The sequence below is a fragment of the Turicibacter sp. St.80E1 genome, assembly GCF_059728495.1.
In genome coordinates this window covers 756,336-771,879 of record NZ_AP039386.1, presented here as the reverse complement: position 1 = coordinate 771,879, position 15,544 = coordinate 756,336, and the positions used below count along the sequence as shown (strand labels likewise).

Here is a 15,544-nt window from a genome sequence, read left to right as displayed (position 1 = left end):
ACGTATGTTTTGAAGAGAATTCGGCCATTTTATTAGTCCATTGATTGTTGTTAACAAAAAAAGCCATTTTAAACTAGTGGGCACACCTCACCTAAATCTCTTCAGATTTTCCTCATTAAACACGATAGAGTACACGTTAAAACTCACTCTTTCACTATTTTATGATTTGTTGCCTTCTTTTAGTCAGAACTTTCACTCTTTTTTAAAATTTTTCTTTTCATAAACATTCTTAAACTTGATACAAAAAGAACAACCCCTTAGAGGTTGTTCTTTTTAATTAAGATTACGCTAACTCTAATGCAATCTCCATCATTTGCGTAAACGTATTTTGACGTTCTTCTGGAGTCGTTGCTTCATGTGTCACTAATGAGTCAGAAACAGTTAATAAACATAGCGCATTAACTCCTGCATAAGCCGCATTCATATATAAGGCAGCAGCCTCCATTTCAACCCCCATAACGCCCATTGCGCCCCATTTTTTCCATGAGTCTTTTTGAGCGTCATAGAATGTATCTGAAGATAAAATGTTTCCTACTTTAACTTCGATTCCTTTTTCTTTTGCAACATTTACAGCTTTATTTAATAATTCCCATGAGGCAATAGGTGCGTATGTTCCTGGAAGCCCATATTGAGCCGCATAGTTTGAATTTGTACAAGCACCCATTCCAATTAATACGTCACGAATTTTAACATCTTCACGGATAGCCCCACAAGAGCCAATACGAATTAAATTTTTCACACCGTAAAAGTGAATTAATTCATAAGAGTAAATACCAATTGAGGGGATCCCCATTCCAGAACCCATTACAGAGATTTTTTTCCCTTTATAAGTTCCTGTATACCCAAACATATTACGAACAGTATTAAACTGTACCACGTCTTCTAAATACGTGTCGGCAATAAATTTAGCACGTAAAGGGTCTCCTGGTAATAAAATAGTTTCGGCAATTAAGCCAGGTTCACTACATTGAATATGCGGTGTAGGAATTGTCATAAATCTCGCTCCTTACTTATGTATAAATTTTAGTATGCTGTCGTATTATCTTTTCCTTGAACTAAAGCAACTCCACCTGAAGTACCAATACGGTTTGCTCCGGCTTCTACCATCGCTTTCATATCATCTGATGTACGAACACCGCCAGCTGCTTTTACACCTACAGTTTCTCCAACTGTTTGACGCATTAAACGCACATCTTCAACAGTTGCTCCGCCAGTTGAGAATCCAGTTGATGTCTTCACAAAGTGGGCACCTGCTTTCACTGACATCTGGCAAGCTTTTACTTTTTCTTCATCTGTTAATAAACAAGCTTCAATAATTACTTTAACTAGTGTACCGTTGGCTGCATCAACAACACTTTTTACATCTTCGTACACTAATTCCCAGTCACCATCTTTCGCTGCACCAATATTAATAACCATATCAATCTCAGTTGCCCCTGCTTCAATGGCACACTTTGTTTCGAATGCTTTAACTTCTTTAAACGTTGCCCCTAAAGGAAATCCAACAACTGTGCAAACCTTTACGTCTGTTCCTTTTAACTGATCGGCACATAATGAAACCCACGTTGGATTTACACAAACAGAAGCAAAATCATGCGCTTTTGCCTCTTCACATAACGTTAAAATTTGCGCCTTCGTTGTTTCAGGTTTTAAAACAGTATGATCGATATATTTACTCGCCTTCATAAGGTACCTCCTCATTACATTGATCAAAAACGATCTAAGCCTTCTTTAGTATAGCTGAAGTTTGAAAGATTATATCAAAAAATAAAAATATTCTTTGTTCTGTTCATTTTCCCGTCTTTTAAAATAAAAAAAATGAAGACGTCTTACAAACAACACACGCTTCATTTTACCAAAAAACGTTTTATTTTAAAACAATTATTACAAAATAATTACAAAATCCGCCTAAGTCTTCCACCTATTTAGTTCCTCGTTTTATCTGAATCGCGTACGTCACTAACGTCCGTCCGACAAGAAAGACAGGAATTGCAAAAAAGATTCCCATCAGACCAAAAAAGCTTCCCGCAAGCATCATTAAAATCATAATAAACAGGGGGTGCATATCTAAATTTCTACCAATAATAAAAGGTTGTAAAAAATTCCCCTCGATTGCCTGTAAAATTCCTAAAATAATAATTACAACAATGACCTTATTCCACGAAATAGACAATGCAAAGATAATAACTGGAATCGCACCGATAAATGGTCCAATGAACGGAATAAAATCGGTAAGACCGATTAAAAACCCAAATAATAAAGCATAATCAATGCCTGCAAACATTAAGAGGACTGTTGCAATCAAAGACACACAGACCATCACTAAAAAGACCCCTCGAATATATTCACCTAGCGACCGATCTAAAAGTTGTGAAATTCTCACGACATGAGGACGATATTGACTAGGAAAAACACCGACCAATCCTTTAACTATTTTTTCATAATCCTTTAAGAAGTAAAATAATGCAATTGGTACGATGACAATAAACATGAGCGAACCTATAATGGAGAAAATTAAATTAAAGGTAAAGCTACTTACTTCCTGAATATGTTCAGAAATTGCCCCCATCCAAGAAGGATACTGACTAAAAAAGAACTCACTTAAATGAAGCCCCATCTCATGATCAAAAAGAAGTAATTGATTTTGAATGGCCGTTAAATAGGTCGGTAAATTTAAAATTAAATCATGAACCTCACGTATCAATGTTGGCAAAAACCAAGAAATACCTCCATATAATCCCCCAAAAACTCCCCCATAAAATAAGGTAACTGAGATTACACGAGGCAATCGTAATCGTTCTATCCATAAAATAAGCGGATGAATTAAATAGGCCAGTAAAAAGGCCACGAAAAATGGAAATAGACTACTAAATACTTCTCCCCCAATTTTTTTCCATACGGCGGATGTCTGAATGAATAAAAATAGGATTACTAAACTGACTAAAAAGGCCACTGAATATAAAACATAACGTATCATCCGATGATGTTTATTAAAAAATTCATCCATCTCTATCACCTCATTAACTCAAATCATTGCTACCCTTGTCTTTATATTATAAGTTTATCAACCTCAATTATGCTTATTTTTCTCTATATCCATAAATATCTCGTTTACTAAGGAGCACAAGCTCCTCCGATAGTCGTAAAAAAAATTTTCTACTCCATTCCCTTTTTTAATAAACACCCTTATTAAAAAGGCCCCACCTGGTAAAGTAGAGCCTTCATCTAAGTTTCAATGGCGGTGTCCTCACCCCAACCGCTTCATTTGACCGACTAAAAAAACAAGTCCTTGTAAGAGCAGAAGCACCAAATAAGGAGCAATGACAAAGTGTACAAAATAACAACCAACAGCCGATAACACCGCTGCACCTACCACATAAATATATTTAAATGAAACAATTCGAGAAAAGGTAACCGCATCTGGTAACAGAAAAATCCCACTTAATACGATCGATCCATTCAGTAAAAAAAGTACCGTCAACCAAAGGGGTTGTCCGATTAAGATTCCCATTAATCCACCCGTTAAAATGTAGCCTAAAAAATAAACGACGACAACCCGCCACTCAATGACGCGGCGTCGCATTAAAAACAAGGCACTAACACATAACGGAATAATTAACGTATAACTCATTCCCCCTTCAAATAAACCAAAAATAACATTCGTCATCGAATAATAATGCTGTTTAAAAGCAGTCAATGATGAATGAAGCTCATAGACGGTCGTCCTATATGGGGCTGTCAATGAAGGTGAAATATCAGTTAATCCTAAATTATATTGAGTTGCCATAAGGCCAATTACACCTACTACATAAGCAATCAAGACCGGGTGAAAGGTATAATAGGAATATCCATGACGGGTATTTTGTGAAAAAAGGGCAACAACTGTTATGGCCACACAAAAAACAGAAATAGGTGCGTCTAAGGAAAACATTAAAATTAATAACATTGTGTTTAAAACCGTTGGCCTATGAAGTGGAAAAAGTAATCCTTCCTTTAATTGGCGCGGAAGTGTTCCCACTAAAAAAGCAGCTAACCAGTCTATTAGAAACGCATAACCCACAATCCCCCCAAACTTCACAACGTGTACTTTTACTATTTCAAATGCTATCTTTTGACCTAACTGGCCAATCGTGGAATAATAAGCAAATTCCACAAATATCCCTAATAGAATTAAAAGAACAGTCACCATTAAAAAATGTTGCGTTTGGCATTTAACATAAACACGTCGCTCTTCATACTCCTTGGCTTTTTTCTTTATAACTTCTTGAATCCTTTTCATGTTCGAATCAACTCACTCCCTTTTCAATCCATTCAAAATAATTATATTCTATCACGTTAATCCTTTTTTTGGTATATAAGTTGATGACTATTTAAAAAAAGATTAGCATGGCTAATCCTTTTGAATAAATCTTCTTTCAATCATCAATGGAGACTCCTCATCTAACTTAACTTATTTACATAAAGAAGCCCTTACTGTCCTTTACGTTGAATCGGAATAGATTTTGTTAATTCTCGAACCACATAACTTGCTGCAATCAACCCTGCAACACTTGGAACAAAAGCATTTGAAGCAGGCGGTAATTGTTGTTTACGAACTTCGCTCTCCTCCTTACCAACAACTTTCAACGTGTCTTCTCGACCAATAATTGGACTCTCTGTTGAATAAATAACTGGAATTTTCCCACTGATCTTTTCCTTCTTCAATTTTGTTCGAATCACCTTAGCGACTGGATCATACGATGTTTTCCAAATATCTGCGATTTCAAACCGTGTCGGATCCAATTTATTAGCGGCTCCCATTGAAGAGATAAATTTAATCTTACGTCGCAAACATTGCTTAATTAAGTGAATTTTGAACGTAATCGTATCTGAAGCATCAACGATAAAATCAATCGGATAGTCAAAAAGTTGCGGTGCTGTTTCCTCATTATAAAACATATGGAGTTGAACCACACGGCAGTTTGGATTAATCTCGGCAATTCGTTCGGCCATCACTTCAACCTTTGGTCTTCCTACCGTCTTAAGTGTCGCATGAATTTGACGGTTCACATTCGTTATATCTACTACATCCTTATCGATTAAAATGAGGGTTCCAACTCCTGTACGTGCCAATGCTTCCGCGGCAAAAGAACCTACACCACCAATACCTAAAATCGCAACTGTACTATTTTTTAAAATTTCTGTTCCCTCGGGACCGTAAACTAATTCATTTCTAGAAAATTGATGTAACATATTTGTGATACTCCTTACGCTTCTATTTTTATAAACCGATTATACCGTTATTATCTTCAAATTACTACATATATACAAATAAATCGTCTCATTTTTCACCTTCTTTCTTCTTGTAAAACAGGATGGCCTCACCCACACTAAATAGTTCATCATTTTTTTTATTTTTTTATCATAAAGATGTATTATTTTAAAAGACTCTGCTCATAATAGTATTGTCAAGAAGAGAAGTAAATAGACAGTGAGTATTTATTGAAGTTAAAATACTTATATTTCGGATTTAGAGTATGCAATATCAAGTCGCTGCCTATCCAATAATTTTATATATCGTTGATATGTTCAATTCATTATTGCCCTTCTTGATGACGTATATTCTGAATTTCCCTACGTGGATTGTAACGAATATACTCTTCTACTTAATCATCCCTAGATTGTGCGTATAGTGATTAGTTGTTGAATCTGAACATCTCTGATAAGGGAATCTGGCGTTCTAATATGGTGTTGAATGCTTAACCACTTCTTTGGTTAAGACTCCTAATATATTAGACAGGATACCCACCTGCTACCTTAGCGGGTTTTTATCCTAACACTTACGGCAATTTGGGCCCATTAAGTTAAGCACGAGAAATAATTCTCGTGCTTTTTTTAGCTTTCTTGAACCCTCTATAAAATCATTTATTTATATCTGTAAACTCTTGTTTTTTATCTCAGAACATGATAGAATTTAAACAACATCTGAGGTATGCGTAAGGTGATTAGTTCTTTAAATCCGAACACTTCTGATAAGGGAATCCGATTCGCTAATACCGTGTTGAATGCCTAGCCTTTTCCGCCTAGGACTCCTAACGTATTAGATACGATGCCCACCTGCTAATTTAGCGGGTTTATATCCTAACACCTACGGTACTTCGGAGAAAACACAAGCCCCGGCTTGTGTTTTTATTTTATCTAAAAAAAGAAGGTATCTGTCTAAATGACGATACCTTCTTTTTTATTTTATCTTACAGTAAACCCAATCAATAATCTCACAATCGACATCACTATCAAACTTGCGAGCAAATAATTCTGGACTATCGAGCAGCAAATCGGCATCTGACATCGTATACGTCTTAGGATTAGCGCCACCATCCCATTGAATTTCCCGAAGTGTTCGATTAATCACACTCTCTTTAAAGGGTGAATTTAAAATAAGGGTCTGTATAAAGTGCTCATCTGCACAAATCGTATGTTTAAACTGGCGAATAAACTCCGGATGTTGTTGTAAATAATCAAGCACATACGTCACACAATCACCCGATAATGTAAACCAGTTTGCCCCCTTGTAAACAGTAAACCCCTTTAAGTTAGGACGCATCGGAAATCTTTTATACAGGGAGGAAAGGAACGCATTCACCTTGGCAAGCGGACGAGCACGATTATATTTACAATCTGTTAATAGATAATACCCCTTCACCCGCCAATAATCCTGATTTTTACGAACCTCTAAAAATTGATGCCCAACATATTGTTGAAGAAAACGTGTAACCTCTTCCTTTGATTTAATAAATAAATCTTGTCCACTAATTAGGTGATAAAAATCATACGTTTTTCCTCTGGTTTGTTTTAATAACGCCACCATCGCTAAAACCTGAGAATAACCACCCCAATGAATACTAATTCGTTGTTTAACAAAAAATACATGAGGATTTTCATTAAAATATTGACTTAACGAAACAAACATCTCCTCACTTTTTTGATCAATGTGAACATAGACCTGATGGTTTTCATCGGCAATCCATTCAATGAGCCGCTTCGTTTGCTCTTCATTTTTGTGTGCCATCATTAAAAAAGCTTGCTTCATTTTTCTCACCCTATTTTAAATATTTATCTAATCGTTGATCAATGAGCGATTCCATATTGCCCTTTTGTTGAAACTTTGCTGGCGTAAATTTTTTAGCACGCTCATACAACTCAAGAAAGTCCTCTCCGTCATGGTAAGTTAAAATACAGCCAAGTTCCTCTAATTTATTTGCCAACTCAATTTGATGGTCGTTTACATGCTCCTGGTATTTTTTCAACCGCGGAACAGCAATAATTCTTTTTTGACTTTTCACACCTTGTAAAATCGAACCTGCCCCTGCATGCGTCACAATCAGATCAGCTTTCTGATATAACTTTTCCATCTCATCATTTGACGTAAAATCAAATAATTTCATTTTATTCGTTTTGTACTGATTATGCCCGGCTTGCACCACGACTTCTTCCTGATCGGCTACCTGTTCAACTAAACGGAGTAATCGCGTAAAATCTTGCTTTTGAGTTCCACATAAAACTAAAATCAAAATAAACACCCTCCTACAATAGCATTCGGATAAACTTCTAATAATTCTTCCCATTGAATATAAAAATCCGTCGCAATCTTATACATCAATTTTCCACTCATTGACGGGCTATGAACATTGGCAACCGTTTCAATATAGATAACCTTCCGTCCGAATAGACGACCATAAACACACATCGGAATAGTTGAATGAACACCCGTTGAAACAATTACTTTTGGATTGTACTTCATAAAATAAATAAATGAAATGAGCCAAACGTAGAGATATTCAAAAATATAAATCCAACCATCATTCTTCGAACAATACATTAAATACTCAGTTGGAAAAACACTATCCTGAGAAATCTTCGTTTTCTCCGTGACAATCACGCCGTGATATTTTTCGATTAAATGACTTAACTGCAACAGCTCCGTATAATGGCCGCCTGCACTTGAACAAAATAAAACTTTTCCTTTTTTCACGTCTAATCACCGCATTATTTTTTAAATTTAACCTTCGTCAGATAAATGACCCTTGATAACATCTGATAAAACAATCGATTCGTACACTTGTAATATAGATGTTTTTTATCTTTTTTACTCATAAGATATCGATTTTTCTTCCAATTGGGAAAACATTCATTTAACAAACGCCATCCCTCGTTTAAAATCCGCTCTCGGTCTTTTTTATCTCCTATTTGAGACGCCCTTAAAAATGAACTTCCTAAAAAATACTTTAATGTTAAATATTCGAGCTCCTCATGATATTCTTCCTCAAGACCATGACACTTATAAAAATCAAAAATATCATAAAAAACAGTTAACATATCGCCCACTTTTGCATTTTGCGTATAAGTAATCGAATCTTGTCGTTGAACATAGTAAACAAGGGGTTCGGAAACATAAGCTATTTTTTTTATAAACGGGGCTACCCGGATGGAAAAGGAACTATCTTCATACCTTAATCCAACTGGAAATTCAATTCCTAATGTTTCAAACCAACTTCTTTTATAGAGCTTATTCCACACCGTAGGCATCATCTCAACGAGCATCTCTTTTGAATGATGGTAAGGTCCATCTATTTGACGCTTGAGTTGATCGGGGTATGCCCAATAAAAATCACACGTCGTTACCTCAGCATCCGCCTTCATCGCCGCGTCGTATAGCTTTTCAAACATCGTCTCATCTACGTAGTCATCACCATCAACAAACCCAAAATAATCTCCACGCATATGTTTCATTCCATAGTTTCTTGCATCTGATAATCCACCGTTTGGTTTTATTAAACTTTTAATCTTATTTGGATAACGTGCTTGATAGCGTTCAATAATCACATGCGATTCATCAGGAGATGAATCGTTAACAACAATAATTTCAATATCTTCGAGCGTTTGGCGAACCAACGATTCTAAACAACGCTCTAAATAGTTCTCCACATTATAAACGGGTACAATGACACTTACCTTGGGCATGATTTCACCTTATCTTTCTATATTAACATTTTTTACAGAAGTACATAAAAATAAGGTCATCGCAATAAATCCTAAATATAAATTGGTAAATAGTTCATCTATTACATGACCACTATAGTAAGCAGCTCCAAGCCCAACCCCTACCGATAAAAGAAGCATTAAGTTACTAAACTTAACAACCTTCTTAAACTGGAGTAATGCTCTAATGGTTGAAAGGAACACCAGTAATAAATAAGGACCAACAAATAAAATAACTCCAACGAATCCCATTGTATAAAGTTGGCGCCATCCATCTTGTTCAAGGATCAATTCTCCTTCACTCAATCTCGAGAAGCCCATTCCTAACATTTTTTCTTTAGTATCCATCATATCCCATTTATACTCTGCAAATAATTTTTGTAATTTTCGTCCATCGCTTCGCTTTTCAAATGGTTCATTTAACACAAAGTTCCAAAATTCTGGATCAAACTCAATCGGATAACTTTTATCGTAATAAATAGATGGGAACGTAAATAAATATGAGTTTTCCCTCAATACGGCAATCAACACAGCGTCTTTTCCCTCTTTATCATCGACGTGTTTTTGAAGTTGCTCCACTTGATTTGACATTTGGTTAATTCCGTCGGACTTCTCTTCTTCTTCCTTTAAATTTTTAATTAATTGCGTATTACTCTCCTGATATTTAATGGCTGGCGTATACGGATACACAACAACTGTTAGAGCAATCATCGCAATAATAATCATAAAAAACTTTAATCTAAAGGGGTTTAACCTTAAAACACTGCATCCAATATAACTAAACAATGCCGCAACAGCAACTAAAACAACACCGAGTGTAGCCACGCGTGTTCCGATCATCATCATACAAAGTGAATGTAACATGATGAGTAAAACAATTGGCCATTTTCGTTTCATCTCGTATAAAACCTTATACAATAACGGCAATAACATAAATAATAAGGCCCCTAACACGTTGGCCGCAGGGTACCAACCTTTTGACATAAGTAACTTAGGATCTAGTCCCTCACGATAACTTTCCGTAAACCACGAAATAAAGTTAGCTTCTGTCATTCCACCATAACTTCCTAGTGAAACATGACAAATATTCGTTATAAAGATAACAGAACATGTAATAAGTGAGACACTGATCACTAATTTATTAAGTGTCTCTTTTGTAAACTGGGCTAAATATGTGCAATACATCATTAAAAAAGGCAGCACCAGAATTAAAATGTATTTAATCTCTATTTTAAAGTCAGCCCTAAAATTAGCCGGTAAATGAATATCTAATTTTTTCATTCCAATAAGGTGAAAAACTGAATAAATTCCAATGACAAGAGCACAACCCAATAGGAATGGAAAAGATTTCTTCTTATTTTTATCAATAAAAAAGAACCCTATCATTGCTAAAACTGGAAGGCCTAAAAAACGAATAATCGTTGATGGAACGATAAGCCCATATCCCTTTAAAAAATCGTTTGCAAGATAATCCAGCTCAAGAATGGGCTGAATCACTAACAATACAAATACCGCTACTGAAAAAAACTTAACTCTATCCATTTCTCTAAACCTATTTACCATATGTCCCCTCCACTAATTGATTAAATTGATCAATAATAACACTGTTTTTATAATGATAATTTTCTAAATTTTGACGCATTGCGGTTAATAAAGACGGATTTACTAACACATTTTTCATTGCCTCATAAAATTTTTCCTCATTATTTTCTGTAACAAGCCCATATTGATCTCCTTTTAATTGTTCTTCGATTCCTGCAACCTCAGTTGCAATAACAGGCGTTTTGCAAATAAATGACTCAAACACAACGGTTGGTAACCCCTCATACCTTGACGGAAGTAAAAAACAGTCAGCAAGCTTAAAATAAGCAAATGGATTTTCCTTAAATCCAATGAGTTTGAAAGTTTCTTGACACCCAAACTCTTCTATTGCTTGACGAAGTGCCGCTTCATCTTCACCACTTCCAATAATCATAATCTGATGATCAAACCCCTCACTCATAAGCCTACGGTGAATGTTAATTAGGCGATCGTACCCCTTTTGTTCAACCAATCGACCAACACTTATAAATGTTAACGCGTCACCTTTAAATAATTTGACATATTCCTGTGGTACTTCTTGTTTTGATTTTTCTTTAATCATTTTTTCTTGAATGACGTTATGAATGACTTTAACCTCTTCTTTTAAACCAAAAACCTCTTGATAAGATTTCGATGCAACCCTTGAAACAGCCACATTTTCATCGATCAATTGTAACACCTTTTTCATTAAAGGCATATGATTGGCTGAAAAATTTTGTTTTTTATAGTCTAAATGAACCCAATTAATCTTTTTACGACTATTCCCATATGCCACAAAAATGGTACAAAAACCTTCCTTAAATGCGATTTCTACATCGTAAGAATCTAATTTCATTTTTTTCCGCTCAGCCTGAATTTTTTTACCTATGCTTCCCGTCTTCATTAAAAAAAGTAAATATAATTTATTTAAAATTAAACGAAGATTTTTACTTTTTATCACCTGATTTAATGGTTGATCAATGACCTTAAAGAAAGGCGACCCCTCAATAACACGAATGTTCGCTGGAATATCCTTTAACATCTCTCCGTGTTTATGTAAGACTAAAACATCTATTTCATGAGAGGTGTTTGCCCCTAATTCCTGCAATAAATTATTTAATACTCGAGAGACGCCTCCAAGTGTCATTTCATCTGTTACAAATAAAATTTTCTTTGACATCGTTTCACTTCCTATCTTTGATTTATGACAAGGCGTAGCCTATTTCAATTTCTTTTTTAAGAAGTGTTTACCTGCTAATAACCATCGAACAAGAAAAAATAATTTATACTTATACAAAGTTAAAATTAGACGATCTTTAAAAGAATACGTTTTAACATATTTATTTTTTAACCAATTTGGGTAATATTCATGCATAAAATCAATCGCTCGATTTAAATACTCCCCTGCATCTTTCACATTTAGTTGACGTGAACACCCATAAAATATTAAATTTTTGATGTATAAATATTCCACTTCTTCTTGATAATCCTCTTTAAAATGTTCTTTAATTAAGCCAAGTGCCGTATAGATATCCAAGCTTTTTGTTGAATACGTGTTCATGATGGATCCTTCACGTTGAAAGTACTGATAAAAAGGTTCATTAATCTTTACAATCTTAGAAGCGTTAGCTAAAACCATCGGGATACAACCTAAATCCTCATACCATATTCCGACTGGAAACTTAATATCTTCGAATAATGATTTTTTAAATAACTTATTACACGCACTGTTGTCAATCGTCAATAAAGAGGGATGAGTCTTCACACTTCCAGACTCAAAGTTCCCACAAGATACCGTCTCAATTCGCCCCCCGTCATAGACATTATTAAGATCACAAACCACAATATCCGCTTGAGTAGATAGAAGTAATTGATACATCTTCTCGCACATGTCGTGACTAACCCAGTCGTCACTATCGATAAAGAGCACATATTCTCCTCGAGCGTAATGAAGACCGTGATTTCGGGCATCCGCTAGCCCTCCATTTTGCTTAATGATGGAGATTACCTGCTTAGGATAATCTTTAACAAATTCATCAATAATCACTTGGGATTGATCAGGACTTCCATCATTGACACAAATAATTTCAATTTCCTTCATCGTCTGATTGACTAAAGAGTTTAAACACCGAGCAAGATATTTTTCTACATTATAAATTGGAACGATAATACTAATGATTGGATTCATTCTTTTATCCTACACTCCCTTCATTTACAACAGTTTTTTTAGCTTACCTACAATCAAGCAAAACTCACTTAAATAAGAGGTCGCATCGACTTGTTTTATTGTTTTGATTAAACAAGACTCCGTATTCCTGACCTTGTCTTATATATACTCTACTTACAACTATATTTCCGATGAACTAGGACCTAACCGATTTCACTTTATTGACGGTATGTTGTTTAATAAACAAAATGGTTTTTAAAATGAGAAAATGTTTGTGATACAATAACTTGAACACTACCTTTTCTTTTTTAGATTGTTTCTGAATATACGGGTTCTCAACCCATTTTGGAAACTTTTTATTCATATAAGAAATCGCCTTTTTCAAATAAAGGTCACCATTCTCAAACTTTCGCCAATTCAAAAGACTAGTTAAAATAACGTGTTCAACATAAAGGAATTCTATTTCATCCTTATATTGATCGTAATATCCATTTGATTTATAATAGTCCTCTATAAGCTCAAGTACTTTATAAATATCTAATACTTTTTCATTTAAGGTTGCCATAATAGACCCTTCACGTTGAATATAGTGAACAAATGCTTCTTTAACATGGGCAATTTTATTCGTATTCATGATAAGTCTTAACGTCGTTGCTAGATCTTCATACCATAATCCCTTTGGATAACGGATATCTGTCTTTAAAAATAAATCTTTTTTATATAATTTATTCCAGGCAGATGGACCGCTTAACAACACGTTCCTCATAAAGTCAGTAGATTCCTGTCTTATCCCTGAAATATACAGACTTTCTTTTTCCTTCGTCTCCCAATCCATGACAAAGTCACAGATTACTAAATCAGCCTCTTGCTCTCTCGCCGCCCTATACATTTTTTCAATCATCTCAGGTTCAACCCAGTCATCACTGTCAATAAAGGCAACGTAATCTCCCGATGCAAGATTTAATCCATAATTTCTTGCATCACTTAATCCCCCATTTTCTTTTAAATAACCTTTGACAAGGTGAGGGTATTTTTCGACGTATTCATCAACGATTTTTTGTGATTGATCAGGACTTCCATCATTCACACAAATAATCTCTATTTCTTGAAACGTTTGTGACACTAACGATTCTAAACACCGTTTTAAGTATTTTTCTACTTTATAAATAGGAACAATAATACTTACTTTCACCATTATAAAAGCTCCTTTAACTCTATCATTTTTATTAATCATTATTTATTTGCGACGGAAAAACGGAATCTTCATTCTCCATACAAACTTTCTAAAATCTTCAAATAGGATATAGTACATCAAGGTATATAGCAGAGTAATAATTGCCCCAACCCCACTTGTGACGATAAACCACATCAGCATATTAGAAACTCCGTTTGGAAATAGTCGTTTCCAAATAAACATTCCAACTAATGTTAAAATAAACATCAATGCCGTCCGATTCATAACTAGGCGATAATATTTTTGCGCCGATAGTTCAAATACTTTAGGATAAACTAATTTCGCTGTCATCATTAAGTCAATAGCATAATACATGACAAACGTTCCTAATAAAATTCCTACAATTCCTAATGGCTTAATCAGAAGCAAAGAGATTCCAAGATTAACAATAACAGATAAAATCGCAATCATTCGTGTTTCTTTAAATAAACCATTAACATCGCGAAGAATCAATAATGGCTCCCGAGAAACAAGATAATAGGTATTCATCGTAAATAAAAATACCCCCGCGTAAGATAACACATACATATCATCTTTCATCCATAAGCGAACAAAGTCATTTGCCGTAATAAATAAAATACTTGAAACAATCGAACTCAAAAGAAAAGAGAAATTGGCATACTGCAAAAATGTTGAATACTTATGATCCTCATCACTTGAGAATAAGTTTCCGAAACTATCCGCTGGCGCCTTAATAATACTATATAAAATCTTAATTAAACTCGAACAAATCATATTATAGGCATTATAGACATTTGTCATTAAAGGCGAAATGAAATAAGTTAACAATAAAGGATCCGTATTTGATAAAGCGACCCCGGCAATTCGATGAACAAAAACGTGCTTTGTATTCTCGAGCGTACTTAAGTCGCGGCCTTCCTTATTATCCCTCAAATAAGGATATAACTTCAACGCTTTCTCCCTCGAATAAGCATATGAAATGACCGTTAAAATTCCATCAATAATTAAAACAACTTCAAAAGGAAGCCCCATTAACGCAATCACAATTGAAAACAGCGAACGTAAAACCGTAATAATTTGAATTCCTAAGTTTATTTTATAATATTGTTGGTCAGCCTGTACGACGATATTGGGTCCCATTAAGAAGTAAGAAATAACAACTGGGATAAGTAATAAAAAGTAGATACTATAAATCATAAAGGCTGAAATAGTACCATCCTTTTGACTAATGAATAACGGTTGGACAATCCCTATAATAAACCCTAAAATTCCAATAACCAGCCCTATTTTTCTAAACAGAAATACTGCACCATTATAGAGCTCAGTCACCCGCTTGTCATCTTTCTTTGCTAAAGGTTGATAGAGAATCTGTTGAAAAGCAATCCCAAATCCCCCTTCAACTAGACTTAAAACCCCCATTAGTTGAATCATTGTAGAGTAGAGCCCATTTATTGATCCACCATAAATACTTGAAAATAAACTGAACTTTATAATCCCCATAACGGGTAAAATTAAATTCGGTATTGTTGTCACAAGCATATTTAATAACGAATGTTTCATCCGCATAAAATCACCTCTAATTCTATAGTCTTTCCTATCAAATG

14 protein-coding genes and 2 other RNA genes are annotated in these 15,544 nt (G+C 34.8%); 2 read left to right on the top strand and 14 right to left on the bottom strand.

All coding sequences use genetic code 11. The features are described 5' to 3' along the window. Positions 1 to 283: 283 nt before the first annotated feature. The 5 genes from deoD to AC6I0I_RS03815 all read right to left on the bottom strand — a co-directional run bounded on the left by deoD (position 284) and on the right by AC6I0I_RS03815 (position 5,232). Entirely contained in the window at positions 284 to 994 is a 711-nt protein-coding gene (gene deoD / locus AC6I0I_RS03835) for a purine-nucleoside phosphorylase (protein ID WP_262953510.1), read from the bottom strand. Positions 995 to 1,023: 29 nt separating this feature from the next. Next, positions 1,024 to 1,686, bottom strand: coding sequence for a deoxyribose-phosphate aldolase (gene deoC, locus AC6I0I_RS03830; protein ID WP_262953511.1), 663 nt, complete (start codon positions 1,684 to 1,686; stop codon positions 1,024 to 1,026). Between the two features lie 235 nt (positions 1,687 to 1,921). Then, entirely contained in the window at positions 1,922 to 3,007 is a 1,086-nt protein-coding gene (locus AC6I0I_RS03825) for an AI-2E family transporter (RefSeq protein ID WP_262953512.1), read from the bottom strand. Between the two features lie 240 nt (positions 3,008 to 3,247). Continuing rightward, positions 3,248 to 4,279, bottom strand: a complete 1,032-nt coding sequence (locus AC6I0I_RS03820; protein ID WP_161830806.1) for an RnfABCDGE type electron transport complex subunit D — start codon at positions 4,277 to 4,279, stop codon at positions 3,248 to 3,250. A 191-nt stretch (positions 4,280 to 4,470) separates the two neighbouring features. Next, positions 4,471 to 5,232, bottom strand: coding sequence for a tRNA threonylcarbamoyladenosine dehydratase (locus tag AC6I0I_RS03815; protein ID WP_161830805.1), 762 nt, complete (start codon positions 5,230 to 5,232; stop codon positions 4,471 to 4,473). A gap of 417 nt (positions 5,233 to 5,649) precedes the next feature. Here AC6I0I_RS03815 and ssrS (AC6I0I_RS03810) point away from each other — a divergent pair. Continuing rightward, positions 5,650 to 5,840, top strand: a non-coding RNA gene (gene ssrS, locus AC6I0I_RS03810) — 6S RNA. A gap of 118 nt (positions 5,841 to 5,958) precedes the next feature. After that, a non-coding RNA gene (gene ssrS / locus AC6I0I_RS03805) (6S RNA) lies at positions 5,959 to 6,148 on the top strand. Positions 6,149 to 6,220: 72 nt separating this feature from the next. Here the strand turns inward: ssrS (AC6I0I_RS03805) and AC6I0I_RS03800 are convergent. The 9 genes from AC6I0I_RS03800 to AC6I0I_RS03760 all read right to left on the bottom strand — a co-directional run bounded on the left by AC6I0I_RS03800 (position 6,221) and on the right by AC6I0I_RS03760 (position 15,506). Continuing rightward, positions 6,221 to 7,069: a beta-1,6-N-acetylglucosaminyltransferase gene (locus tag AC6I0I_RS03800; protein WP_262953513.1), complete on the bottom strand. Its 849-nt coding sequence runs from the start codon at positions 7,067 to 7,069 to the stop codon at positions 6,221 to 6,223. Positions 7,070 to 7,079: 10 nt separating this feature from the next. Beyond that, complete coding sequence (pssE, locus tag AC6I0I_RS03795) at positions 7,080 to 7,550, bottom strand: PssE/Cps14G family polysaccharide biosynthesis glycosyltransferase (protein WP_161830803.1); 471 nt, start codon at positions 7,548 to 7,550, stop codon at positions 7,080 to 7,082. Beyond that, positions 7,547 to 8,011: a PssD/Cps14F family polysaccharide biosynthesis glycosyltransferase gene (gene pssD, locus AC6I0I_RS03790; RefSeq protein WP_161830802.1), complete on the bottom strand. Its 465-nt coding sequence runs from the start codon at positions 8,009 to 8,011 to the stop codon at positions 7,547 to 7,549. Before pssD ends, pssE begins: the two co-directional genes overlap by 4 nt. A 14-nt stretch (positions 8,012 to 8,025) precedes the next feature. Continuing rightward, complete coding sequence (locus tag AC6I0I_RS03785) at positions 8,026 to 9,000, bottom strand: glycosyltransferase family 2 protein (protein WP_262953515.1); 975 nt, start codon at positions 8,998 to 9,000, stop codon at positions 8,026 to 8,028. A 9-nt stretch (positions 9,001 to 9,009) separates the two neighbouring features. Continuing rightward, entirely contained in the window at positions 9,010 to 10,581 is a 1,572-nt protein-coding gene (locus AC6I0I_RS03780) for an O-antigen ligase family protein (RefSeq protein WP_262953516.1), read from the bottom strand. After that, positions 10,571 to 11,758, bottom strand: coding sequence for a glycosyltransferase (locus tag AC6I0I_RS03775; RefSeq protein WP_262953518.1), 1,188 nt, complete (start codon positions 11,756 to 11,758; stop codon positions 10,571 to 10,573). The genes AC6I0I_RS03780 and AC6I0I_RS03775 overlap by 11 nt, the downstream gene beginning before the upstream one ends. 39 nt (positions 11,759 to 11,797) lie before the next feature. Next, positions 11,798 to 12,766, bottom strand: a complete 969-nt coding sequence (locus AC6I0I_RS03770; RefSeq protein ID WP_262953519.1) for a glycosyltransferase family 2 protein — start codon at positions 12,764 to 12,766, stop codon at positions 11,798 to 11,800. A 175-nt stretch (positions 12,767 to 12,941) separates the two neighbouring features. Next, on the bottom strand, positions 12,942 to 13,940 hold the full coding sequence (locus AC6I0I_RS03765) for a glycosyltransferase family 2 protein (protein WP_161830797.1): 999 nt from the start codon (positions 13,938 to 13,940) through the stop codon (positions 12,942 to 12,944). A gap of 42 nt (positions 13,941 to 13,982) precedes the next feature. Further along, positions 13,983 to 15,506: an MATE family efflux transporter gene (locus AC6I0I_RS03760; protein WP_161830796.1), complete on the bottom strand. Its 1,524-nt coding sequence runs from the start codon at positions 15,504 to 15,506 to the stop codon at positions 13,983 to 13,985. Positions 15,507 to 15,544: the final 38 nt, after the last annotated feature.

Excerpts from the sequence above, each read along its gene's own strand:
- AC6I0I_RS03785 (WP_262953515.1), bottom strand. The coding sequence starts at position 9,000 with ATGCCCAAGGTAAGTGTCATTGTACCCGTTTATAATGTGGAGAACTAT.
- deoD (WP_262953510.1), bottom strand. The coding sequence starts at position 994 with ATGACAATTCCTACACCGCATATTCAATGTAGTGAACCTGGCTTAATT.
- AC6I0I_RS03780 (WP_262953516.1), bottom strand. The coding sequence starts at position 10,581 with ATGGTAAATAGGTTTAGAGAAATGGATAGAGTTAAGTTTTTTTCAGTA.
- AC6I0I_RS03820 (WP_161830806.1), bottom strand. The coding sequence starts at position 4,279 with ATGAAAAGGATTCAAGAAGTTATAAAGAAAAAAGCCAAGGAGTATGAA.
- AC6I0I_RS03815 (WP_161830805.1), bottom strand. The coding sequence starts at position 5,232 with ATGTTACATCAATTTTCTAGAAATGAATTAGTTTACGGTCCCGAGGGA.
- AC6I0I_RS03765 (WP_161830797.1), bottom strand. The coding sequence starts at position 13,940 with ATGGTGAAAGTAAGTATTATTGTTCCTATTTATAAAGTAGAAAAATAC.
- AC6I0I_RS03800 (WP_262953513.1), bottom strand. The coding sequence starts at position 7,069 with ATGAAGCAAGCTTTTTTAATGATGGCACACAAAAATGAAGAGCAAACG.
- AC6I0I_RS03825 (WP_262953512.1), bottom strand. The coding sequence starts at position 3,007 with ATGGATGAATTTTTTAATAAACATCATCGGATGATACGTTATGTTTTA.
- AC6I0I_RS03760 (WP_161830796.1), bottom strand. The coding sequence starts at position 15,506 with ATGCGGATGAAACATTCGTTATTAAATATGCTTGTGACAACAATACCG.
- deoC (WP_262953511.1), bottom strand. The coding sequence starts at position 1,686 with ATGAAGGCGAGTAAATATATCGATCATACTGTTTTAAAACCTGAAACA.
- AC6I0I_RS03770 (WP_262953519.1), bottom strand. The coding sequence starts at position 12,766 with ATGAATCCAATCATTAGTATTATCGTTCCAATTTATAATGTAGAAAAA.
- AC6I0I_RS03775 (WP_262953518.1), bottom strand. The coding sequence starts at position 11,758 with ATGTCAAAGAAAATTTTATTTGTAACAGATGAAATGACACTTGGAGGC.